Annotated in this window: 15 protein-coding genes and 1 CRISPR repeat array; all 15 genes read right to left on the bottom strand. The window is 66.7% G+C overall.

Going from position 1 to position 24,507, the window contains the following annotated elements:
* Positions 1-169 precede the first annotated feature (169 nt).
* Positions 170-6,731: direct repeats of the CRISPR family, unit length 29 nt; unit sequence CGGTTCATCCCCACGCCCGTGGGGAACGC.
* An 87-nt stretch (positions 6,732-6,818) separates the two neighbouring features.
* The 15 genes from cas2e to P7F68_RS15940 all read right to left on the bottom strand — a co-directional run bounded on the left by cas2e (position 6,819) and on the right by P7F68_RS15940 (position 24,491).
* Positions 6,819-7,115, bottom strand: coding sequence for a type I-E CRISPR-associated endoribonuclease Cas2e (gene cas2e, locus P7F68_RS15870; protein ID WP_270068210.1), 297 nt, complete (start codon positions 7,113-7,115; stop codon positions 6,819-6,821).
* Positions 7,096-8,022: a type I-E CRISPR-associated endonuclease Cas1e gene (gene cas1e / locus P7F68_RS15875; RefSeq protein ID WP_277834588.1), complete on the bottom strand. Its 927-nt coding sequence runs from the start codon at positions 8,020-8,022 to the stop codon at positions 7,096-7,098. The genes cas2e and cas1e overlap by 20 nt, the downstream gene beginning before the upstream one ends.
* Positions 8,023-8,031: 9 nt before the next feature.
* Entirely contained in the window at positions 8,032-8,532 is a 501-nt protein-coding gene (locus P7F68_RS15880) for a PIN domain-containing protein (protein ID WP_277834590.1), read from the bottom strand.
* Entirely contained in the window at positions 8,516-8,839 is a 324-nt protein-coding gene (locus P7F68_RS15885) for a type II toxin-antitoxin system prevent-host-death family antitoxin (protein ID WP_277834592.1), read from the bottom strand. The genes P7F68_RS15880 and P7F68_RS15885 overlap by 17 nt, the downstream gene beginning before the upstream one ends.
* A gap of 43 nt (positions 8,840-8,882) precedes the next feature.
* Entirely contained in the window at positions 8,883-9,596 is a 714-nt protein-coding gene (gene cas6e, locus P7F68_RS15890) for a type I-E CRISPR-associated protein Cas6/Cse3/CasE (protein ID WP_277834594.1), read from the bottom strand.
* Between the two features lie 2 nt (positions 9,597-9,598).
* A complete protein-coding gene (gene cas5e / locus P7F68_RS15895; RefSeq protein WP_277834596.1) occupies positions 9,599-10,357 on the bottom strand; it encodes a type I-E CRISPR-associated protein Cas5/CasD in 759 nt (252 codons plus the stop codon).
* A 4-nt stretch (positions 10,358-10,361) separates the two neighbouring features.
* Positions 10,362-11,426, bottom strand: a complete 1,065-nt coding sequence (gene cas7e, locus P7F68_RS15900; RefSeq protein ID WP_277834598.1) for a type I-E CRISPR-associated protein Cas7/Cse4/CasC — start codon at positions 11,424-11,426, stop codon at positions 10,362-10,364.
* A 54-nt stretch (positions 11,427-11,480) separates the two neighbouring features.
* Positions 11,481-11,990: a type I-E CRISPR-associated protein Cse2/CasB gene (gene casB / locus P7F68_RS15905; RefSeq protein ID WP_277834599.1), complete on the bottom strand. Its 510-nt coding sequence runs from the start codon at positions 11,988-11,990 to the stop codon at positions 11,481-11,483.
* A gap of 9 nt (positions 11,991-11,999) precedes the next feature.
* Positions 12,000-13,625, bottom strand: coding sequence for a type I-E CRISPR-associated protein Cse1/CasA (gene casA / locus P7F68_RS15910; RefSeq protein ID WP_277834601.1), 1,626 nt, complete (start codon positions 13,623-13,625; stop codon positions 12,000-12,002).
* A 296-nt stretch (positions 13,626-13,921) separates the two neighbouring features.
* The gene (gene cas3, locus P7F68_RS15915; protein ID WP_277834603.1) at positions 13,922-16,681 is read right to left on the bottom strand and encodes a CRISPR-associated helicase Cas3'; all 2,760 of its coding nucleotides are present in this window, start codon (positions 16,679-16,681) and stop codon (positions 13,922-13,924) included.
* Positions 16,681-17,730: a helix-turn-helix transcriptional regulator gene (locus P7F68_RS15920; protein ID WP_277834605.1), complete on the bottom strand. Its 1,050-nt coding sequence runs from the start codon at positions 17,728-17,730 to the stop codon at positions 16,681-16,683. The genes cas3 and P7F68_RS15920 overlap by 1 nt, the downstream gene beginning before the upstream one ends.
* Before the next feature lie 262 nt (positions 17,731-17,992).
* A complete protein-coding gene (locus tag P7F68_RS15925) occupies positions 17,993-21,220 on the bottom strand; it encodes an efflux RND transporter permease subunit (protein WP_277834607.1) in 3,228 nt (1,075 codons plus the stop codon).
* The gene (locus P7F68_RS15930; RefSeq protein ID WP_386039872.1) at positions 21,207-22,529 is read right to left on the bottom strand and encodes an efflux RND transporter periplasmic adaptor subunit; all 1,323 of its coding nucleotides are present in this window, start codon (positions 22,527-22,529) and stop codon (positions 21,207-21,209) included. Before P7F68_RS15930 ends, P7F68_RS15925 begins: the two co-directional genes overlap by 14 nt.
* Before the next feature lie 269 nt (positions 22,530-22,798).
* Positions 22,799-24,061: a TolC family protein gene (locus P7F68_RS15935; RefSeq protein ID WP_277834609.1), complete on the bottom strand. Its 1,263-nt coding sequence runs from the start codon at positions 24,059-24,061 to the stop codon at positions 22,799-22,801.
* Between the two features lie 22 nt (positions 24,062-24,083).
* Entirely contained in the window at positions 24,084-24,491 is a 408-nt protein-coding gene (locus P7F68_RS15940) for a copper-binding protein (protein ID WP_277834611.1), read from the bottom strand.
* Positions 24,492-24,507 lie beyond the last annotated feature (16 nt).

The raw sequence follows: 24,507 nt of genomic DNA on the forward strand, positions 1-24,507 counted from the left end.
GAAAAACGCCCTTGCCAGCACCCCGAAAAACATCGATTCTTGACCCCCCAACGACGTCCGTCAGAGCCCGGTTCGAGTGGCTTCTATATGCCGATCATCGGTGGCTCTATTGTGGCGGTCAGTGACATGGGGAACGCTCGATGTCGCGCAGCGCGGGCTCGAGCTCGGTCGGTTCATCCCCACGCCCGTGGGGAACGCATGTGTCGGGCGTCGTGCGCATGCCTGCCGACCGGTTCATCCCCACGCCCGTGGGGAACGCCATCGGGCAGGTGCGCGGGGTGTCCGAGTTCGCGGTTCATCCCCACGCCCGTGGGGAACGCCGTTGTGCGAGTACGTCACGCATGCTTGCCCTCTGGTTCATCCCCACGCCCGTGGGGAACGCCCCTGCCGCAGGACGATGCGCTCGGCTACACACGGTTCATCCCCACGCCCGTGGGGAACGCGAGGCGGACGCCTTCTCCATCCCCCCCTCGATCGGTTCATCCCCACGCCCGTGGGGAACGCGATGGGGGCGTGCATGACGCCCTGCTCGCTATCGGTTCATCCCCACGCCCGTGGGGAACGCAGTGGCGGAGATGTTTTCCCAACTCGAAATTGCGGTTCATCCCCACGCCCGTGGGGAACGCCGGATGGCCTGCTCGGCGCCGAAGGCCTCGAACGGTTCATCCCCACGCCCGTGGGGAACGCAGAAGTCCAACGCATGGCGGGTTTGTCGGTTACGGTTCATCCCCACGCCCGTGGGGAACGCGGGCAGCAGCCGGCGAACTGTCACGCGGCACCACGGTTCATCCCCACGCCCGTGGGGAACGCTAGCCAACCCGGACACCCTGGCGCGACGCCCACGGTTCATCCCCACGCCCGTGGGGAACGCTCGAACCCCAGGTCGCCGAGGACACGCGCCCACGGTTCATCCCCACGCCCGTGGGGAACGCTCGAGGCCGGCCGCAAGGCTGAGAACGCCGCTCGGTTCATCCCCACGCCCGTGGGGAACGCGTCGTCGAGCATTTCCCGAATGATGCGCAGTTCGGTTCATCCCCACGCCCGTGGGGAACGCGAAAGAGAGCCAAAATGAGGCGATAGCCCCCCCGGTTCATCCCCACGCCCGTGGGGAACGCGGCGATTTCGGCTTCGCTAAGCCGTTGTTGAGCGGTTCATCCCCACGCCCGTGGGGAACGCAGCCATGTTTCTACGACGCGCCAGCCAGCACGCGGTTCATCCCCACGCCCGTGGGGAACGCTGGCTCGACGCCATAGCCCGCTGTGCGTAGCTCGGTTCATCCCCACGCCCGTGGGGAACGCTGCCGTGAGTTCGAAAGGGAAACGCATGATGTCGGTTCATCCCCACGCCCGTGGGGAACGCGCGCGGAAGTCTGCGTCTGCCATGTTGTCGTTCGGTTCATCCCCACGCCCGTGGGGAACGCGCCGCTGGCTACTGATCCGACGACGTGGCCGACGGTTCATCCCCACGCCCGTGGGGAACGCGACCGCGCCCGCCCAGCAGATAACCACCCTCGCGGTTCATCCCCACGCCCGTGGGGAACGCGGCGGCAGTGGCCCGAAGTACCTGTTCAGCGGCGGTTCATCCCCACGCCCGTGGGGAACGCGGGGAATGTGCGCTTCGCTTTCTTTCCCCGGGCGGTTCATCCCCACGCCCGTGGGGAACGCATAAGGGACAAGCCCCGCGCCGCTTCGCGGCGCGGTTCATCCCCACGCCCGTGGGGAACGCTCGGCCCTGACCTGCGCAAGCGCGCACTCCGTCGGTTCATCCCCACGCCCGTGGGGAACGCGCCGTGCTCGACCCGGGCGACCTCGACACCGGCGGTTCATCCCCACGCCCGTGGGGAACGCTCCGCCACGATGCCGACGACCACAGGAACGAACGGGTCATCCCCACGCCCGTGGGGAACGCTTCCGAACATTGGTGAGAAACAATGCAATGTGCGGTTCATCCCCACGCCCGTGGGGAACGCAGCCTCTTCCCTGGTACGAGTGCTTTCTATCTCGGTTCATCCCCACGCCCGTGGGGAACGCAAGACGACGCCATCGCGGATGCAGACCGTCTGCGGTTCATCCCCACGCCCGTGGGGAACGCGACCGCCGCGCGCAGCTGGTCATCACGGATGCCGGTTCATCCCCACGCCCGTGGGGAACGCAGCGACGCAAACTCACGGGTTTTGCGGCGACTCGGTTCATCCCCACGCCCGTGGGGAACGCCCAGCCGATTGGGCGCAAGTCGAGATCGACATCGGTTCATCCCCACGCCCGTGGGGAACGCCAGCTCGCGCAGATCGTGCCGGCCGCCGTGCGCGGTTCATCCCCACGCCCGTGGGGAACGCTTCGACTTGACCTGCTCTGCAGGGATCAGCGTCGGTTCATCCCCACGCCCGTGGGGAACGCCAGGTTAAGGGAATCAGGAATCAGCCCGGCTGCGGTTCATCCCCACGCCCGTGGGGAACGCCAACTGAACCCCTGGACGAAGGAAATTTACGCCGATTCATCCCCACGCCCGTGGGGAACGCTCGGCCCGTGGCAGTCGCACCCGCGCCGAATGCGGTTCATCCCCACGCCCGTGGGGAACGCCAGGAACATAAGACGCGCCTCCGGGATGCCGTCGGTTCATCCCCACGCCCGTGGGGAACGCGCGCTGGGGCGGCTCGTCGGCGAGCCGCCGGGCGGTTCATCCCCACGCCCGTGGGGAACGCCGCGGGGCGATGTGCCCACGCAGTCGGCGCGAGACGGTTCATCCCCACGCCCGTGGGGAACGCCGCGCGCCTGCGACGTCGAGCACGAGAGAGGCCGGTTCATCCCCACGCCCGTGGGGAACGCTTACCGCTGGCCTCGGCGCCCACCAGTCGCCCCGGTTCATCCCCACGCCCGTGGGGAACGCATTCGGTGCGATGGCGGGAAGGCTCACGCGGACGGTTCATCCCCACGCCCGTGGGGAACGCAATTGCGGTTCGACGGTAACGCCGGGGGCGGGCGGTTCATCCCCACGCCCGTGGGGAACGCCTGCGTTGTGAAAAGCCGCGGGCCCATAAGCCCGGTTCATCCCCACGCCCGTGGGGAACGCGGTCGGCGCCCACGTCGCATCGATATCAAGTTCGGTTCATCCCCACGCCCGTGGGGAACGCTCCTCTTTTTTAACGTCCGTGGTTTCGCCGGTCGGTTCATCCCCACGCCCGTGGGGAACGCATCAAATAATACTCACGCTCTCGGAGCGCCGACGGTTCATCCCCACGCCCGTGGGGAACGCAACCCATCTTGAGAAACATCATGTCGAATCTCCGGTTCATCCCCACGCCCGTGGGGAACGCCAGAACAAGGCGAGGATCGGCCCGGCGATCATCGGTTCATCCCCACGCCCGTGGGGAACGCTGCCGGGAGGCACTCAGCGCGTAGCGCTCTGACGGTTCATCCCCACGCCCGTGGGGAACGCTCGGGATGCTGTTCGGCATCGATGAGACGAACCGGTTCATCCCCACGCCCGTGGGGAACGCGGCCGGAACTGGCCTCAAACCCCGCGCCAGTGCGGTTCATCCCCACGCCCGTGGGGAACGCCCCTGCGCCCGGTCGAGATGGCCGTCACCCGGCGGTTCATCCCCACGCCCGTGGGGAACGCAACCGGGCCAGCCCGAGGGCCGTGAACCGGGCCGGTTCATCCCCACGCCCGTGGGGAACGCGCGCGATGAGAGCCGCGCCCCGTTCGTGGGTCCGGTTCATCCCCACGCCCGTGGGGAACGCGACGGTGGAAAACCTCGAGGCGATCGCGCGGGCGGTTCATCCCCACGCCCGTGGGGAACGCACAGTGATGGCGCGTGGGCATATACGGAGTGTCGGTTCATCCCCACGCCCGTGGGGAACGCGTAGAGCTGGCCGCCGGCGAAGTCCTTGAACTCGGTTCATCCCCACGCCCGTGGGGAACGCCGCAACAGTGCCTATGACCGCGCTATCGATACCGGTTCATCCCCACGCCCGTGGGGAACGCGCTCCGACCTTGCGATGCTCGGTCGCCAGATGCGGTTCATCCCCACGCCCGTGGGGAACGCCGCGCCGAGCTACTGAAGCGCATGGATGATGACGGTTCATCCCCACGCCCGTGGGGAACGCTCGAAGGCTGCCTTGAATGCATCGGGCGTGGCCGGTTCATCCCCACGCCCGTGGGGAACGCCGAGCCGTCGGCTGCAGCCCGGCCAGCCGCCTCGGTTCATCCCCACGCCCGTGGGGAACGCCCGATCTGGTTGTCGGCGATGATGTACGCGCGCGGTTCATCCCCACGCCCGTGGGGAACGCCCACCGTCGGGCTGAACGGCGACCTCACTGACCGGTTCATCCCCACGCCCGTGGGGAACGCCGCAGGCGGTCAAGGACTACGTGCGCAAGTCGCGGTTCATCCCCACGCCCGTGGGGAACGCGAATTGAACTGCTAACAGGGGTTCAAGGCGCGCGGTTCATCCCCACGCCCGTGGGGAACGCGACGACGCGCCCAAGTCCGCCGAGGTCTATATCGGTTCATCCCCACGCCCGTGGGGAACGCTCGATGTAGTCGCCAGCCACGTTGCGCACGGTCGGTTCATCCCCACGCCCGTGGGGAACGCCTGGCGTTGATGCGGTCGAGCGCCGCCATGGCCGGTTCATCCCCACGCCCGTGGGGAACGCGAGCGCGCATCTAAATAAATACACACAAAACGCGGTTCATCCCCACGCCCGTGGGGAACGCAGCAACCCACCCCTCTGGGATGCCTTCGTGGCCGGTTCATCCCCACGCCCGTGGGGAACGCGTCTCGTCGAGCGTCTGCTGGCTGCGGACCGCCGGTTCATCCCCACGCCCGTGGGGAACGCTTTTTGATCTCGCCGGAGACGGAGACCCGGTGCGGTTCATCCCCACGCCCGTGGGGAACGCTTCTGCTCGGCGGTCATCTCGACGCGCTGCAGCGGTTCATCCCCACGCCCGTGGGGAACGCCCGGTTGATGAGCGCGGTGATCATAGGCGCCTCGGTTCATCCCCACGCCCGTGGGGAACGCGCGGGGGCTGCTGCGGCTTGGTCGGCCTTGGGCGGTTCATCCCCACGCCCGTGGGGAACGCGGCGGAACCGGCGGTGTTGTTGGCCAGATCGACGGTTCATCCCCACGCCCGTGGGGAACGCAGGCAAACGTCATCGCCCGCCCCATGCGCAATCGGTTCATCCCCACGCCCGTGGGGAACGCCTCTCCGAAGAAGAGACCGCCATCCCTGGCGCCGGTTCATCCCCACGCCCGTGGGGAACGCTTGCTCAAGTGCAGCGAGTGCGGCGGGGCGTACGGTTCATCCCCACGCCCGTGGGGAACGCGAACAGGTACTTCGGGCCACTGCCGCCTGGGCCGGTTCATCCCCACGCCCGTGGGGAACGCGTGGCGCGATGTCGTTTGGGCGCCCGCGTTGGGCGGTTCATCCCCACGCCCGTGGGGAACGCCGTGCGCGAGGGGGCGTGATGACCCACTACCCCGGTTCATCCCCACGCCCGTGGGGAACGCAAGGTCACCACTCTGCCAACCGGCTCCTGATTCGGTTCATCCCCACACCCGTGGGGAACGCTACCGCCTGGTGGCAGCGTGAACGGGATCTATCGGTTCATCCCCACGCCCGTGGGGAACGCAGCACAACCGCCCCGGCCGCCCGGTGCTCGCCCGGTTCATCCCCACGCCCGTGGGGAACGCTCGCCGGCTGCAACGTATAACGCCGGCACGCACGGTTCATCCCCACGCCCGTGGGGAACGCGCCGGCTTCTACCTCAACGAGCTCATGTCGACCGGTTCATCCCCACGCCCGTGGGGAACGCGCGGCGCAGGACGCGGACAGGGCCGCAAGGCCCGGTTCATCCCCACGCCCGTGGGGAACGCGCGCGCGCCTTCGGGCTGCACGCATGGCAGATGCGGTTCATCCCCACGCCCGTGGGGAACGCCAACCGCCGCGCCGGCAACCCGGCGCGCAACCCGGTTCATCCCCACGCCCGTGGGGAACGCCCAGCAAACCGCTGCGTGCGGCGTCACTCCGTCGGTTCATCCCCACGCCCGTGGGGAACGCACGACGGGGACTGAAATGGCTGTGGTAATAGACGGTTCATCCCCACGCCCGTGGGGAACGCGTTCTCGTCGGTCATTGCGCGCAGCGCGTAGTCGGTTCATCCCCACGCCCGTGGGGAACGCTCGAGCGCCTGGCCCATCAGGCCGCGGTGGGTCGGTTCATCCCCACGCCCGTGGGGAACGCAACATCAAGGACGTGACGCGCGGCCTCGGCGATGGTTCATCCCCACGCCCGTGGGGAACGCGCGGAAGGTTTGGCCCATCGCGCTGATGTCGACGGTTCATCCCCACGCCCGTGGGGAACGCCACGTCGAGGCGATGCTTATAGCCGTTCCAACCGGTTCATCCCCACGCCCGTGGGGAACGCACAAGGCCGATACCATCCACGTCGAGGCGATGCGGTTCATCCCCACGCCCGTGGGGAACGCGTGGTATTCAAAGCCCCGTGCCCACCACATTTCGGTTCATCCCCACGCCCGTGGGGAACGCTCCATATAAGGATTGTCGGCGCCAGCCAGACCCGGTTCATCCCCAGGCCCGTGGGGAACGCGACGGGCCCGGGTTTATGCGAGAGTTAGAACGCGGTTCATCCCCACGCCCGTGGGGAACGCGTTTCGCGCAGTTGCGTGCACCAAGGCGGCGGCGGTTCATCCCCACGCCCGTGGGGAACGCACTTCCTCTATCCCCATGAAAAATCATGGAAATTCAAGCCCACCAAATTCTACCGACCAAAACCAATGCCAAGAGAATTTCAGATTATTAAAGATCTTCCGAGCGCGCCTCAGGGTGGAAGCTCACCAGACGCACGCCGTCCCAATCCGCAGGAAGACGCCTGTTTGCTCCGAGCGTCTCGAACTCGAAGCCAGCCTCGTTGTTCATCTGCCACGCGATAACCGCATTCCCATCCTCGATCCCCTCCTGCACCTGTGCCCATATATGCTCGCGAACGCGGCGGGAATACTGGCCAACATACACGCCAGCACGAACCTCCAGCAGCCACACCGCGAGTCGTCCCCGCAGCCTCGGCGGCGCATTCTCAAGAACGATGACCAGCATCGCCAAGATGTTCCCCATCGGAAAAGGCGGGTCCCACCGAATCGGCAGGAGCCTCAGGTCGAGCGATCTCCCCTGCGGCGAGGACGTCCTCTATATCGGGGATGATGCGCTCCAGAAGGCGTGTTTGCCGGAACATGTCTCGACAAGCAAGTCGAACAGCACGTTCGGGATTCGGCGGGCTGCTCGCCGCGATCTTGAAAGCAGCCGGGACCACGGTCTCAAACTTGTAGATGTCTGCGACATCGTAGACAAACGAAAGCGGCTTGCCGGTGTGGATGAATCCGACCGCCGGCGCATAGCCCGCAGCGAGGACAGCGGCCTCGGTAACGCCGTAGAGCGCGGCCGTTGCGGCGGACAGACAGCGATTGGGCAAGTCGGATACATCCCAGGCTTCGGGGTTGTAATTGCGCCCCGACCATGTCACACCGAACTTCTGTGCAAGCAGTTGATAGGTCTTCCGAACCCGTACGCCCTCGATGCCACGCAACTGCTCGACACTTCGGGGCGCAGGAGGCTCCTCGCCGAAGCGCATCGCGTACATCTTCCGCACCACCTTGAGCCGCAGGCCTTCATCGAGTGCCAGCCGAGCCTGATAAAGCAATCGGTCGGCGCGAGCCCCGCCCGGTTGACCGGCCGAGTACAGGCGAACACCCGCCTCGCCCACCCACACCAGCAAGGTACCCACGCGCGCTGCGAGCGCCGCCGCCATGTGGGATACCCGCGTCCCGGGCTCCAGCATGATGCACGCGACACCGCCGACGGGGATGTGGGTGAGCACCGGCCGCACCCGGAAACCCTGCTGATCGACCACTACAAAGGCCCCGTCGACGACATCGATCTCGCCTTTCTCGACGAAGACGATGGACATGCGCTCCTTGATCGGGATGGGTTTCAGGGGTGGAAGCATGTGAGTACGTCAGACCTCGTCGGCAGCACTCAACGCCGCATGCACAGCCGCATCGCTCAGGTAATGTCCGGTGCTGCGCATCTGCGCTATCAAAGGACGGATCTCCCGCAACTGCCCTCTGCGCTTGGCAAGGACGAGCACGCCGAGCGTGCCAATGACCTTGAGTCCAAGCGCACGCGCGTGCGTCACCGCTGCCCGATCGTCCATCAGTAAGCCGGCGCCGATCTCCCGCGCCCGGGCAATCGCACTCGACTCACCCGGATCCAGCGGGCCGTCATCCGCAGCCGCGGCGTCCGGGCAGCGCCGGATGAAGCCGGACGAAAGTGCATCCGCTATCCTCTGGGCGTCCGGGAGGTCCGGGTGGGCAAGGCATTCATCCAGCACCGTCGCAGTAACCTGAACGTTGGCAAACAGAAACGGCAGTAGATCCAGACGATGCAAACGCCCCAGCGCAATCAGCGGCCCGGCATCGGCAACGACCACCGACAAACGTTCAGCCGAAATCTGCAAGCTCCTTCTCCAGTTCGTCCGCTGTCGTCCGGATGACCGGGATGCCGTACCGGCCGAGCAGGTCCACCATCTCGCTCACCGAGCGGCCTGCCATGCGAGCCGCTCGGCTCAGCGAGATACGCTCTTCGTCAAACAAGTGGATGGCCAGCGCGACGCCCACGCCTTCCTTCAGCAAGGCGTCGTCGAAGGGCACGGCAACGAAGACCGGCGTGCCGTGCTTGGTGACGACCGACAGCTTGCCGGCCTCCGCGCCCCGGATCAGCTCACCGGTGCGCTCGCGAAGGTCTCGTACGGTAAAGGTTTCCATGGCGGTGCTCGGGTTGATTTGTGCTATCAAATGATAGAACAAATCACATCACAGGACGAACGAGCAACAAGCCACAACCAAACGCCTTGGCGCGCCCGATGCCGTTTGCAAGCGCGCTTGCGAACCGCTCCGCGTCGGTCACGGCCAGCTCGCCCGACAGGTCGACCGTGCTGAAACGCAGCTGGCCACGCTTGCCGCCATGTTGCTCATAGGCTGCGACCGAGACGCTCGATTCGTCGAGTGCGAACCCGTATTGTTCGGCGCGGCTAGTGAGCCATTCGGTGCATGCGGCGTGAGTCAGTTCGCAGAGCGACGGAGGCGGGTCTGGCTGTCCATCGGCTGTTGTCCGGTCCGAGCTCCACGCCTTCCAGTTGGGCAGGTCACGAGCCGCGAGCAGGCGCTTCTTCGCATCCATGACTACATCGTGACGCTTCAGGCCTTTCTCGCCTGTACGCGAAACAACCGGGTTGGCACGTAACTCGAACCTCAGCCGTGTGCCGCTTGGTACTTGCGGCCGGTACTCGCGGCACTGAATCTGCCAGGCGTCTGAATCGGGCTCGGGCTTGCGTCGCGATACGACGTAGAAACGGGGCAAGCCGTCGGCATCCCGCCGACGAAACAGGAAGTCCCGTTCCGCCCCCGCCGGCGCGGGGAAGAAGCGCCACAGCCATTGGTGTTCGCCATAGGCGCCACCCAACCATTCGTGCGCGGCGCGGCGCTCGAATCCGGGGCGAGGGGTGATCAAGCTGAAGTACACGTTCAGGCCTCCTTGCGGATCAGTGCGACATGCTCGCTGCGGTCGCCGAACTGCCACCCCTTGCGACGAAGCGGGCGATCCTTGCGGGTCACAGTAAGGTCGGGCGAAAGGTCGACGGTAATGCCTTCTCCCCAGGCGATGCGCTCGACCGGGGGCGGCAGTTCGAGTGTTCCGCTGCGAGCGTTGCCATTTAGCTTGGTGATTGCATCGGTCAGGCGCCCCCGGTAGATGTCGAAAGCCTGGTCAGCGCTGTCCGCCTCGATGATCTGCGGATGCAGCGGGGCGCCGGGTGGGCATGCCTTGCGCCCGAGGTAAAGGACAAAGCGTGGCGTGCGCAGTGCGTCGGCGAGCGTTTCCAGCGGATAGGGGCTAGCCTCGGTTGCCTGAATGGCGACCAGAAAGCCAGCATCCTGCCGATAGTCGCGGGTCGACAGAATTGTGTTGAGGTCGTGCCGGGGAATGGCCAGTTCATCCCGCCGCGATGCATGCGGCCGCTTCTTAAGGCTGGCCTGACTGGGCACCTGGGCGGTGTGATAGTCGCGCAGCAGCTTGCCCGAAGATTGCACCCCTACCGCGTAGCCGTAGGCATCCCGCAGCGTGACGTGGGCGGCCTCATCCTCGCGCCGCAGGCCGAGCGCAGCGCCCAGCAAGCCGACCAGGGCGGAGATGCCGGGGTAATCGTGGCTCGGCCGGTACTCTCCAACCGCGGTGTCACCCCACGCCGATAGCGGCGCCTGGAGTTGAAAGACGAGTAGTGGCATGGCTTCACTCCTGGGTGAAGCGGATCAGCTCATCTAGACTACCCTCGCCGGTTTCCGCGTTGATCGCGTAGCGTACATCCGCGCAGGCACCGTACACCTTGTCGAAGTTGGCGCGACGCGTCTCGATGGCTTTCACCGCCTTCTCCAGCATCTCCTCGCCCTCGAAGGGTTTGACCGGCTTGAGAAAGGCCTGGGCGAGCGAGCGCGGTTGCTGGTCGCCCTTCTCGGCGAGCACGTAGCTGGCGTAGGCGCGCGACGCGTGGCTGTTCTGCATGCCGGTGGGGCTGACCTTGGTGACGGCATGGACGAAGGCCTGGAGCGCTTTGTCCGCCAGCGTCTTGTCGCCGCCGAGGTTGTCCACGAGCAAGGCGCGGTCGATGCAGATGTAGAGATAGAACAGACCGGCACCGTAGCTGCGCTCGCCAATGTGTGCGGCACCCTTGTCGGTGAGACCATTGTTGAGATCGTCGACCGCGCTGAAGTAATCGTCTTCGACCGCACTCTTGTGCACGGTGATGGCGTGTGCGACCTGAATGGCCGCTTCCATGTTGAAGGCCGGGCTGTCAGCGAGCATGCGACCGAACATGGCAATGTCTGCCGCTTTGCGGGGGGTACGCAGCAGCTTGAGTTCTTCCTCGGTCGGCCCGGCGTTACGGGTCGCGCAAGTCTGCGCCAGCTGCTCGACGGCCTCGACTTCTTCGGGGCTGAAGTGAGCGAGTTGTTCGATTTGCAGGTCTTCGTCCTTTTCCGTCTTCTTGTCGGACTTCAGCTTGCCGAACTTGCCGACGATCTGGCGCGCCCACTCACGGGCGTTCTTATCGGACACGCCCGCCGCGATCAGCACATCGTGCACGCGCTTGCCCATATCCTTGGTGCGCGTACCGATATGGCCGGCCAAGGCGGTTTCGAAGATGTCCGACGTCCGCCATGCGCGCTTCTGGCTTTGCGAGGAGATCCGCAGCCGCAGCGCGTCACCCATCAAGGCCGTCTTGGGGCGGCCAGTGTCATCGCGGTTGAGGTTGGAGGGCGGGTAGCTGGTCAGCACGTGCAGTTGAACGAAGCGGGACATGGGGTGTTCTCCTTGGGCGGAAAGGGTGAGGGAGTCGTGACGGAATCGGGGGAGTCAGTCGGCGCTGCGAGCGGGCCAGTCATAGGCGTAGGCCCACCGCTTCTTGCGGTCGTCGCCCCAGAACAGGATGTCGTCGGCCAGTGCAATCACGTCCACGCGGTGCTCCATGATCGGCAGCACGCGCCGCAAACCCGCGAACAGGCTGTCGACATCGGGTGACTCCAGCAGACGCGTAAAGCGCAACTCGCTGACCAGCGGCCTGTCCTCGCCGGGCGCCTTGTGGCTCATTGCCTTGGCGGGTGACCCCGGTTGATCCTGGGTGACATGCGCGAGCAGGCCGACAATGGCGGCGAGGCGGTCGTCGTGCGCGGAGACGCTGTTCGCGTTCCATCCGGCTGCCTGAAAGCGACGGTACAGGCGCTGATAAGGCGCACTCAGGGCGACGGCGGTAACGGTGGATGCGCGGCGCAGGATTGCGCGGCTAGCGCGGTCGTCTTCGAGCTTCTGCCACCAGTTGAGCAGAATCGTGCCGTAGGCGTTGTCGCGTGAGAATCGGTCGGACATGGGATCTCCTCAGACGTCTGCCGTCGCGGGTTTGCCGCGGCTGGCTGCGGGTTTGTCGGCGGCAGGCAGGCGCAGCACTTCGCGCATCTTCTTGCCGTTCAGGCTGTTCACCAGTTGCCGGTGGGCTTCGGCCACGCGCCGTGGCTTCTGTCGCTCGATGGGGCCAGCGCCGACGAAGGTGGTGTCGAACAAGTCCAGGGCGGCGCTGCGCAGGGCGTGGTGCCAGGCTTGCCGGCTTTCCAGCATATCGGGGTCGGCACTTTCGTTCTGCCGGACTGTCTCGATGCACTGCCGGAGTTGTGTGTAGAACGCCGTTTCCGTTCGCTGCCAGAATTCGGCGTCGATGGCGCTGAAGTCACCGCGCGCATCGCCGCCGAACCACGCGGCCTTGACCGCACTGCGCAGATAGAACACTGCCTGCTGCGCACCCGCGAGCCACGTTTCCACGGTGGCTGACACGGACTTCAACGCTTCCTTGCCGGCGCATTCGCCCAATCCGTACAGGGGCAGACTAGATTCATACCAGCAACGCGCCTTCATGTTGTCCATGTCGTAGCCAAAGGCCCACAGACGCAATGCGCCGCCGAGTTGGCGGCGGCGCCACTCCAGCGCGTGGGTGACAATGCGGGCCGGCCGTTGCTTGCTCTTGGCGTCCGCCTGGCCCAGCACCCACGCAAGCCAGTGTCGGTATCCCATCCCACCTGGTTGCGGGTGCAGCGGCAGCCACTCGCCCTTGACCTCGTAGTAGGGAGAAAGCGGGTGATCCCAGGCGCCCTTGTAATTGAGGCCGTAGTTCTTGGCGGTGAACTGACGAATCAACCTGTCGGACTCACTTCCGCACAGATCGCAGGCGCCGTGCGCAACGTTGTCGAAGTCGAGGCGAATCCGGCGCGGTGTCGCCCAAAAGATGTGGTCCGGGTGCACCTGCGCCGGGGCGAGTTCGCCGCCCGGTTGCAGGCTCGCGACATCGGTCAGCCAAGGAAAACGGAACTGCACGCCATTTCGATTCGCGTCGCCGCAACGTTCGAGATGCTGGGGGCGTTCGGTCACGTTGAGCCACACGTCTTGCCACAGGCTGGCGGGGGACTGGTGCAGCAGCAGGGTCGTCAGCGGCCCGCCGCCACGCAGCCCGGTGCGGTAGCCAACGCCGCCAGCGGGCGCATTGGTCTGCAGGGTAAAGAGCGCGGTGGCGGCGCAGCCCGGGCATATGCCATCGAGCCTTCCCCGCTTCACGAAGTGGTCGCTGTTGTTGCGTAGCGCGTTCTCGCCCGGCGATTCGATCAATAGCGCAGAAACCGGGTTGATCGCCGACGCTTCCGAGGCCAAAGTCGCGTCCTGCATGAAGCGCGGACCGTCACCGTCCAGTTCGAACGCTTCGGCAACGGGGGCAAACCAGTCGCGCAAAGTCTGTGTATCGGGTGGTGCGGTGAGAAACCGCTTCCAATCAGTTCGGCTCTCGATCGGCGCCGTCGTCTGCAGCAGGCCGATGGCGAACTGCATCAGCGCACCGTTGAAATCCGCGCGGTCGGCGTCGAATGCGACGATGCCGGGGTCCGAAAGCTGCGTTGGTGCAATCCAGTCGCGGCGGCCATTCCTGCGGCGAGCGGGAATCCAAGAGTCTTCAAGCAGATGCATGCTGTCTCCCAGTGAGTAGGTGACGGGGCGATTTTGGAGGTCGCCCATGCTTTCAAGTGGCGTCAATCCCGCTTGTTGGACGAACGAGATTCGGCTCCGAAGCCTTCGTCACAGAGCGGATCGTAGGGCGGCCTCTGGGGCTTGTCAATAAATTGAAGTATTCTGCTTCACATATGACACTGCGCCTGGTTTCTGTTCGTGCGAGAATCTTGACCGTTCTCCGTAGCAACGGAGATCAACCGTATTCGGCTTCCCGAGAAGCATTGGAATGCGTATGTTCCTCGCCCACGCGGGGCTCAAGGCTGAGTACCACTTTCGGCCATAGACAAACCACGTCGCTTGTCGTAAAGCCAGCGCCGCCTCTCGCCGGGTCTTCCGTCGGCAGGTGGCGCCTCGGCTTCACCCATCCACTCCCCGTCAACGTTGTGCAGCGCCAGCACGACCGACCATTTCCCCTTGTCCGGCAGCAGCGCTTCTGCGTCCTTTACCAACTGCTCTTTGGCGCCATCTGCTTCCGGCACGCGCTGCGCAATCAGCCGTTCGGCCACTTTCACACTGCTGTAGGCCCAGGCGTGGCGCGGGTTCTCATGTTCAGCCCAGGGCCGCACCCGGGCGCCATCCCAGCGGGCCAGCAAGACGGTCATGCTCGCCTCGCCGAGGCGGGTGGGTGTCTTGGCTTCACTCCACCAGTCGATGCCGCCGCGTATGTATCCATCAGCGCGCTTGATGGTGTTCTGCTGCGCGACGCTGAGGTCGCTGAAGTAGGCGCCGTCTGCTTGGTTCGCGTTGGCCTGCAGGCCGGGCGGCAGTTCGACGTCTTCGCCAAACACGCCTTCGATGAGCGCGCGGGCATCCTGTGGCATGGCGATTCGGCCTTGCTGAAGTGCTCGGGCGGTCAGCCACAGGTGACCGTGATGGGGATAGACAGCTGCGGCCTTGGGGAAGGCTTGCTTGTACCAGTTTGCGGCGGGGGATTCGCTCCAGGCCGGGCCAAGTACCCACAGGCAGGGCTGGCCGCGCTGGTCGGCTGCCTGTGGGTCGGTAAGCCGGGCGCCATCTGTGCGGCGCGGGTGGCGTTGCAATCGGCCAGCGCGTTGGATGAGGCGATCGATGGGAGCGAGATCGGAGATCACCATGTCCCAATCCGCATCCAGCGATTGTTCGGCGACTTGCGACGCAATCACCAGCCGGCCGGCACGCTGGGCGGGTGTGCTCGATTTTCCGAAGTGCGTGAGAATTCGCTCCTCGGTGTCGAGCCGGTCCTGCAGGACGAAGCGCGCGTGGAACACGATGAGGTGATCCGCGTCGAGTTCGTTCTCAAAGTGCGCGTGGGCTGCGAGGACGTCGGAGACCGTGTTGCGCATCCAGCACACGCATTTGCCTTGGGCGAGCGCCTGGCGGATGGCGCTCAGCACTTCGTGCTCGTCGGCGACGTAGCGAACCGCGACATCCCTGCAAACCGCCTCGCGCGCAACGATGGGCCTGAGTACGGTATTCTCTTGCCCCTCGTGCCAGGACGTCACCAACGGAAAGTCTGGCGAAGAGGCTCGGGGCAAAGGGTCGGCGGCGCGCCCGCGCGCAAAGGCATCGAACAAGCCCTGCTTCATGTGCTCAGGCAGAGTTGCCGACAGGAGAATGACGCTGCCACCGGCCATGGCGTGGAAGGTCAGTACGGCTTCGAGCACGCGCTGCATGTAGGCATCGCAGGCGTGCACCTCGTCGACGACCAGCACCTTGCGGAACAGGCCCAGCAGACGCAGGGACTGGTGCTTGCTGTAAAGGGTGGCGAGCAAGACTTGATCGATGGTGCCGACGCCGGCCGGTGCAAGCAGCGCACGCTTGGCATGATCGGCAAGCCAGGCGTTACAGCGTGCGGTGGCCGTGTCGTCCTGCTGTGCCGCGTCGCGTTCGTCCTGCCCGACAGGCAGGACGGAATCGGCGAAGGCCTCGACCAGTGCGCGTTGCCCGTGTGCCAGCACAAGGCTGGGATTGCCTTCGAACAGTTTGCTATAGACCTCCGCGATACGCCCGTACATCGCGTTTGCCGTAGCCATGGTCGGCAGCGCGATGAAGAAGCCGTCGGCGCAACCGCTAGTCATCAGCCTGTGCGCAAGCACGACGGCCGCTTCGGTTTTGCCGGCACCGGTAACATCCTCCAGCAGATGGATCTGTGGTGCGGATGTGAGGGGCGTGTCGATCGCCCACGCCTGCAGGGGAGAAGGCCGAGCGATCTCGGCGAACAGCTCAGCGAAGCTGCGCTCGCGACATGGCACCGGCAACACGCCGACGGCTTCGAGTGCGGTTTCCGCCTGCTCTTGCGCTCCCTGCCAGTATTCCCGGAGTGGAATCGCCTCCGCACGGTAGGGGAAGAACAAGGTGTTCGAACCAATCCAGTCCGCGAGCACGGTGACTCCCGCGAACCACCACGCAAGATCGCGACTCCGCGCTTCAAACCCTTCAGTCCCGAGTGCTGCATGCGCGCTCTTGATTCCATCCAGCGGGAAGAGAGTGCGAAGCTCCTCCAGGAAGTCCTCGACTGATGAGGTGTCCTCCGGGCAAAAATGGTGTCGCCAGTATCCCCGAGAGTCAGGGGGTAAACCATGGTGCCCTGTGCTGGCCCGCACCCACCAACCGATACCGTCAAGCACATCTTCGCTATCGGGCCCAAACCAACATTGATCGATCGCGCGGTCTTTGAGGTGCTGATCCCAGATCAGCCAGCCCAGCGCGTCATGGCGGACGCCATACGGCTTGCCGGGGTCCGCCTCGCGCGACCGTAGAGACTTGACCAGATCAGCGCGCTGCCCCTGAAACGATTCAGCGAACTTGCCAAGGTCGTGCATGGCGAGAATGAATGCGAACCACGAGTAAAGCGGTTGATCCGCAGCCAAGCCGACCGCCCTGGCGAAGAGGGCGCGCAACGCAGGCGAGCGTTTTAGAAACGCGATGCCCACGGCAGCCACATCGAGACAGTGATAGGGCAAAAGGTGATACCCGTCACTGTCCGTTCCCGACGGCTGCGCTTTGCCCCAATAGCCGAAATGTCGAGCTGACATCAAATCTCATCCTGACTGTTTGCTTCACGCATTCTGGATGAGCCAAGGCTCACAGGATGAGCCTGCACTGCAAGCTCCGAAAAACTCCTCACCATGCAGACAACCTCCTCCGCCACCCGCTGCCGCAACCCCTCGGGCCCCAGCACCTCGCAATGCCGTCCATGCTTGAGCACGTCCATCATCAGCTCCCGGTGATCCGAGAACGGGACCTCGAGTATGTAGCTGCCGTCGGGCTCGAACGCGCCGCGCTGGTCCGGGTGCCAATGCTCACTGGCGACCCAGCGCGCACGCTCTGGGGAGAAGCGCAGCCTTGCGGTTTGCACCGCACCGCCTGCAAAGATGCCGTAGCCCGGGCCGAGGACGCTGTCGAGCGTCTTGTTGGGCACATCCTTTGCGGCGCGTTCCAGCAATTCGACACGACGTACGCTATCCACTGCAAAGTTGCGCAGGCCACCGCGCAGGTGGCACCAGGCGTCCAGGTACCAGTTCTCGCGGTAGTGAACCAGCCGCTGCGGGGATATCTCGCGCTCGCTCTCCTCGTCCCTGCCACGAGCGTAGTAGCGGATACGCAGGCGTTTGCGGCCGAGCAAGGCAGCGCCGATGTTTTCGAAGTGGGTGAGCTTCATCGCACGCTTGCCGATCCCGACGATGAGCACGCGGCGGCGGATCTCGTCTGCTGGGTTGTCGGCTGCGCCAAGGAGCTTGTTGAGCCGCTGGATCAAAGGTTCGACATGCGGCGCGAGCAATCCGCCTGGGTCGAGGTTTGCGAGGAGGTGCTGCATGGTGAGCAGCGCGTGAATCTCTTTGTCGGAGAACCACATACCGGGCAGTTCGATCTGGGCCCCCGTCGTTTGCGACGGGTCGATGCGATAGCCCGCCGCATCCCGATCCCAGACGATCGGGGTATTCATGCTGTCGCGCAGGAAGGCAAGATCCCTCTTGAGCGTCGCGGGCGAGACGCCCAGCTCATCGAGCAACGTGAAGCGCGAAACGATCTTCGAACGGGAGAAGAGGCTTCGAATCCTTACAAGGCGATCAGCGGGACCCATGGGCGACTCCACGAAGCATGACACGGCATATTCCGTTGGAGTCTATCGGCTATTGATGAAGCATGCACTTGGCAGGAATCGCCGAGGCCTTTGGCATGAAAGGCTCGCGGCTGGCGCCGCTTCTACGGCGGGTGACGCGCGTGGTGGTTTTCGGTAGGAGCGGCGCCAGCCGCGAGCTTTTCAGGGCATGCGACGAGCCCCATCGCCTTCAAACCCTCGCGGCTGGCGCCGCTGCTACGGCGGGTGATACGCTCGCCGCGAATCAGGCCGTCGTACCTTGTTCCCGCCGCAGCTCCCACTGCTTGACCAGCGCATACAGCACCGGGATCACGGCCAGCGTCAGCACCGTGGAGGACACCATACCGCCGACCATCGGCGCGGCGATGCGGCTCATGACCTCGCTGCCGGTGCCGGTGCCGAGCATGACCGGCAGCAGGCCGAGGATGATGGTGATCACGGTCATCATCTTGGGGCGCACGCGCTCGACGGCGCCTTCCATGACTGCGGCGTAGAGGTCGGCGATGCTGGGTATTTCACCGCGCGCGGCACGCTCGGCGCGGATGCGCTGCCAGGCGTGGTCGAGGTAGATGAGCATGATCACGCCGGTCTCGGCGGCGACGCCGGCAAGCGCGATGAAGCCCACCGCCACCGCCACGCTCATCTGGTAGCCCAGCCACCACATCAGCCACACGCCGCCGATGAGCGCGAAGGGCACCGACAGCATGACGATGAAGGTCTCGGCCAGGCGGCGGAAGTTGAGGTAGAGCAGCACGAAGATCAGCGCCAGCGTGAGCGGAACCACAACGGTGAGCTTTTCCTTGGCGCGTTCCATGTACTCGAACTGGCCGCTCCAGGCGGCGTAGTAGCCGGGCGGGAAGCGCACCTCGGCGGCCACGGCCTGCTGCGCGCGCTGGACGAAACGGCCGAGGTCGGCTTCGCGGGTGTCCACATATACATAGGCGACCAGCGCGGCGTTCTCGGTGCGGATGGCGGGCGCGCCGCGGCTCAGCTTGACCTCGGCGAGTTGGCCGAGGGGGACCGGGCCGCTGGCAGTGGGCACCAGCACCTGGGCGGCGATGCGCGCCGGGTCCTCGCGCAACGCGCGCGGGTAGCGCACGCTGACGTTGTAGCGCTCCAGGCCTTCGACGGTGGTGGTCACCGTCTCGCCCCCGAGCGCGGTCGCCACCGCCATCTGCACCGTGTCGATGGTGAGCCCGTAACGCGCGAGCTGGTCGCGGCGCGGCTCGATGTCGACGTAGTAGCCGCCGGCGACGCGCTCGGCATAGGCGCTGGCGGTGCCGGGCACGGCACGCACCACGGCCTCGACCTCCTTCGCCAGCCGCTCCAGGGTATCCAGGTCCTGACCGAACACCTTGACCCCCACCGGCGTGCGGATGCCGGTGCTGAGCATGTCGATGCGCGCCTTGATCGGCATGGTCCAGGAGTTGGCCAGGCCAGGGAATTTCACCGCCGCATCCATCTCTGCGATCAGCGCATCCACCGTCATGCCCGGCCGCCACGCCGAGCGCGGCTTGAGGTTGATGACGGTCTCGAACATCTCCAGCGGCGCCGGGTCGGTGGCGGTGTTGGCGCGGCCAGCCTTGCCATACACCGACTCGACCTCGGGGAAGCTCTTGAGGATGCGGTTGGTGGTGGCGAGCAAGCGCCCGGCCTCGGTCACCGACATGCCGGGCAGGCCCGCCGGCATGTAGAAGATCGCGCCTTCGTCGAGCGTGGGCATGAACTCGCTGCCGATCTGGCGCGCCGGGATCAGCGTCACCGCCATCGCCACCAGGGCGAGCAGCAGGGTGGTGAGCTTGAAGCGCATCGCCAGCGCGATCACCGGGCGGTACAGCCACACCAGCAGGCGGTTGATCGGGTTGCGCTGCTCGGGGACGATCTTGCCGCGCACGAAGAACAGCATCAGCACCGGCACCAGGGTCACCGACAGGAAGGCAGCGCCCGCCATGGCCAGCGTCTTGGTCCATGCCAGCGGCGAGAACAGCCGCCCCTCCTGGCCTTCGAGCGCAAACACCGGCAGGAAGGACACGGTGATGATCAGTAGCGAGAAGAACAGCGCAGGCCCCACCTCGCGGCAGGCGCCGATCAGCACCTCGGCGCGCTCGGCGGCGGTGGCCTCGGCGCGCAGGGTCTCGAGCCGCTTGTGCGCGTTCTCGATCATCACGATCGAGGCATCGACCATGGCGCCGATGGCGATGGCGATGCCGCCCAGGCTCATGATGTTGGAGCCGATGCCCAGCGCCTGCATGCCGATGAAGGCGACCAGGATACCCAGCGGCAAGGTCACGATCGCCACCAGCGCGCTGCGCACATGGAGCAGGAAGACGATGCACACCGCGGCGACGATCAGGCTCTCCGCCAGCAGGGTCGACTTGAGGTTGTCGATCGCGCGCTCGATCAGCGTCGAGCGGTCATACACCGGCACGATCTCGGCGCCTGCGGGCAGGCCGGGCGCGATCTCGGCCAGCTTCTCGCGCACGTTCCTGATCACCTCGAGCGCGTTCTCGCCGAAGCGCGCCATGACGATGCCCGAGGCCACCTCGCCCTCGCCGTTGAGTTCGGCAATGCCGCGGCGTTCGGCCGGCACCAGTTCGACGCGGCCGATGTCGGCCACCCGCACCGGCGTGCCGCGGCCCGCACCATCGACCTTGAGCACGATGTCCTCGATGTCGGCCACGCTGCGCAGGTAGCCGCGGCCGCGCACCATGAACTCGCGCTCGGCCAGCTCGATGACGCGGCCGCCGACGTCGCGATTGGATTCGCGGATCGCGCGCCCCACCTCGTCCAGGCCGATGCCGAAGCCGGCCAGGCGATAGGGGTCGACGGTGACCTGGTACTCGCGTACGAAGCCGCCCACGCTGGCCACCTCGGCCACGCCGCGGGCCTGGGTAAGCGGATAGCGCACGTACCAGTCCTGCAGGCTGCGCGTCTCGGCCAGCGACAGGTCCTTGCCGGTGATCGCGTACTGGTACACCCAGCCCACGCCTGTGGCGTCCGGCCCGATCTGCGGTGCCACGCCGGCGGGCAGGCGGGCGGCGGCGGTGCTCAGGTACTCGAGCACCCGCGAGCGCGCCCAGTAGATGTCGGTGCCGTCCTCGAAGATCACATACACATAGGACGCACCGAACATCGAGAAGCCGCGCACCACCCGCGCCTGCGGCACGGCCAGCATCGCCGTGGTGAGCGGATAGGTGACCTGGTCCTCCACCACCTGCGGCGCCTGGCCGGGGTAGTCGGTGTAGATGATGACCTGCACGTCCGACAGGTCGGGCAGCGCATCGAGCGGCGTGTGCTTGACGGCGTAAAGGCCGGCGCCGATGAGGAGTACGGTGCCGAGCAGCACCAGGAAGACGTTGCGTGCCGACCACTCGATCAGGCGACTGAGCCAGCCACCCGCAGGCGCCACGTCAATATCCCGCTCCCCCTGCGCTGGCGCGCGCTGCGCATCCGTCATGTCAATGTCCGGCATGCTCGCCTTCCACCCGCTCGATGCGAGTCACCACGTACTCGCCCGGGCCACGATCCTCGAAGCTGAAGCGGATCGGCGTCCCTGGCGCCAGACCCTCGACCAGCGCCGGCTCGGCCAGACTGAAGTCCATCGTCATCTCCGGCCAGCCCAGCGCCGGGATGGCGTCGTGGCTGAGGCTGACGCCGCCGTCGAAAGCCTCCTCGAACACGCCGCGGGTGTCGTGGCTCGGGTAGTCCTGTGGTGGCGCATCGCCCATGCCGGCGAGCGCGGCGCGCAGCTGGCTCTCCGAGTCGATCAGGAAGTTGGCCGAGACGACGACGCGATCGCCCTCGGCGATGCCGTCGAGCACCTCGACCTGCTCGCGGCCGCGCTCGCCGATGCGCACCGGCTGCGGCTGGAAGCGGCCTTCGCCGAGCGCGCGCAAAACCACCTGGCGCTCGCCATCCTCGATCAGCGCCGAAGCCGGCAGCAGCAGGCGCTCGCGCGCGGCGCCGGGCGCGAAGTCCACGGTGGCAAACATGCCCGGGCGCAGCTGGCCCGCGCGGTTGTCGAGTTCGATGCGCACCGGCGTGCTGCGGGTGCCGGCATCCAGGGTCGGATAAACGTAGCCGATCCGGCCCTCCAGGCGCTGGCCGGGCAGCGCATCCACGCTCACTGCCACCCGGTCACCCACCTGCACGCGGCCGAGGTCACGCTCGAACACATCCGCGATCACCCACACCCGCGACAGGTCGGCGATGCGGAACAGCGCCTCGCCCGCCATGAAGCGCGCGCCCTGGGTCGCCATGCGCTCGAGCACGATGCCGTCGGCCGGCGCATGCAGGGTCTGGCGCGGTGCCGCCTGGCCGGCAACCTGCAGGCTGGCCAGGCGCGCACGGGCGGCCTCGGCCAGGCGCGCGGCGGCGGCGCGGGCCTCGGGGTCGGCAGCGCTGGCGGTCACCAGGCGCTCGGCGATGCGGACCTCCTCGCCCGCCGACTGCAGCGCGGGGCTCCAGGCCGTGAGCAGCGGCTGGCCGCGGCGCACGACGTCACCCACCGCGCTCACATGCAGGCGCTCGATCCAGCCCTCGAAGCGCGGCGCCACCACCACCTGCGCGCGCTCGTCGATCTCCACCCGGCCGCTGGCACGCAGCACCGCATCGAGCGTGCCGCGCGCCACCGTTGCCGTGCGCACGCCCAGGGTCTGCATGCGCGCCGGGCTCACCCGCACGGTGCCGGCGTCGTCGCTGGCCTCGTCGGCATAAACCGGGATGTAGTCCATGCCCATGGAGTCCTTCTTGGGTACCGGCGAGGTGTCGGGCAGGCCCATCGGGTTGCGGTAGTAGAGGATCTGGCGCTCGCCGCTGGCAGGGGCGCCGGTATTCGTCGCCGCAGCGACTGCGCCGCGGCCCGCTTCCGTCCCGACCTGCGCAGCGCTGCCATGGACCGGACCCGCAGCGCGGCTGCCCGCCCAGTAGCCGGCGGCCCCCACTGCCGCCACCAGCGCCAACAGGGCGAGTACGCGCAGCGCGCCACGCCCTGCCTTGGCCTCGCCTGCCTCCGCCGCAGATTGCCCTGCAGCGGGTTTCATGTGATCAGTCACTCAAGCTCTCCGGACAGTCGCTGCAGCTCGATCAGCGCCATGCGCGCCTCGACCTCCGTCTGCAGCAGGGCCAGCCGGGTGTCGAGCACCTGGGCTTCGGCCATCAATACCTCGCCAATACCGACCTGGCTGCCGGCCAGGCCCGCGCGCGCTGCGTCGCGCCCGGCCTCTGCCTGGGGCAGCAAGGTGGAGCGCAGCAGCTGCAGGCTGTCACTGGCTGCCCGCCACGACGCCCACGCCGCACCCAACTCACCGGCGATGCGCGTCTCGGCCGCGCGCCGGCGGGCCTCCGCGGCCAGGCCGAGCGCCGCGGTCTCGCGCTGACGCGCGTCGCGCACCCCCTGCTGCAGCGGGATCATCATCTCGAACATCAGGTCCCAGGACTCGCGGCCCTCGCGCGGGCGGTTGTAGGTGACACCGACCGCGTAGTCGGGCTGGCGCTCGCGGCGCGCGCGTTCGCGCTCGATGCGCGCAGCGTCTACGCCGATGGCCTCGGCGCGCACTTCGGGGTGGGCCGTGCGTGCGCGCTCGACCAGGGTGGCGAACGCGAGCCCGGCGGGTAGCGGCGCGGGCGGCTGTGGCGCGGCGAGCGGCGCATCGGGCGCACGCCCGAGCAGGGCATTGAGCGCGGCGACCGCGGCCTGGCGGCGCTGCTCGATGGCGAGCACGCCCAGGCGCTGGGCGCTCGCCTCGCGCTGGGCCTGCAGCACATCCTGCTGGCTGCCCTCGCCGCTGCGGTAGCGCGCGAGCGCCGCCGCCTCGATGCCGCTCAGCAAGCCCTGCTGCTCACGGCTGAACTGCAGTTCGCGCTCGGCCTGGTAGTAGCGCAGCCAGGCCGAGCGCACGGCGGCTTCCAGCGTGCGCCAGGCGCCATCGCGTGCAGCTTCGGCCTGCGCGGCGCTGGCCACGGCGGCCTCGGTCTCGAGCGCGCGCTTGCCCCACCCCGGCAGGGGCTGGACGATGCGGTAGCGGGTCTCGCCGACCTGGCCCGGCAGCACCGAAGTCGAGCCCCCGCTCATGGTGTTGGTGACGTCCATCAGCTCGAGCGTGAAGCGCGGGTCGGGCAGCGCCCCCGCCGCGCCCACCCGCTCGCGCGCCGCATCGGTCTCGAAACCCTCGGCGGCAAAGGCCGGGTTGTCCTGGCGGGCGAGCGCGAGCAGGCTGTCGACGTCCGCACCCGGCGCAATCGACTGGGCAAGCGCGACGCCGCTGGTGGCGAGGCAGGCAAATACGCTCGCCAGGCGCATGAAGACGCTCATTGGATCTTCCTGTGCCGTGTGCTTACTGCACGACCTCGACGTCGCGCGCGGTGTAGCGGCGCCCTTCCTTGCCAGCGATGAAGCGGATGCGATCGCCGACCTTGAGCGCATCGACCACCGCAGCGTCCTCGACCTCGAAGGCCATGGTCATCGGCGGCATGCCGAGGTTCTCGAGCGGGCCATGGGCGATCGTCACTCTTTTGCCGGCCTTGTCGAGGCGCTTGACCTCGCCTTCGGAGGGCGCGAACTGGGCTGCATCCGCATCTTTCGCCGCTGCCGGGGCGCCGTGGCCATGGTGGGCGTCATGCCCTTGCTGGGCCTGTACCGGTGCTGACGCGAGCCACAGCGCAATGATGGCGCCCGCAGCCAGGGTCGCGATGGAGGTTCGGGTGAGTGTTGTGGTGTGAATCGTTGCCGGCTTGGTCTGCATCGTCGCTCTCCTTGTC

The organism is Thauera mechernichensis, from assembly GCF_029588855.1.
GTDB classification, from domain to species: domain Bacteria; phylum Pseudomonadota; class Gammaproteobacteria; order Burkholderiales; family Rhodocyclaceae; genus Thauera; species Thauera mechernichensis.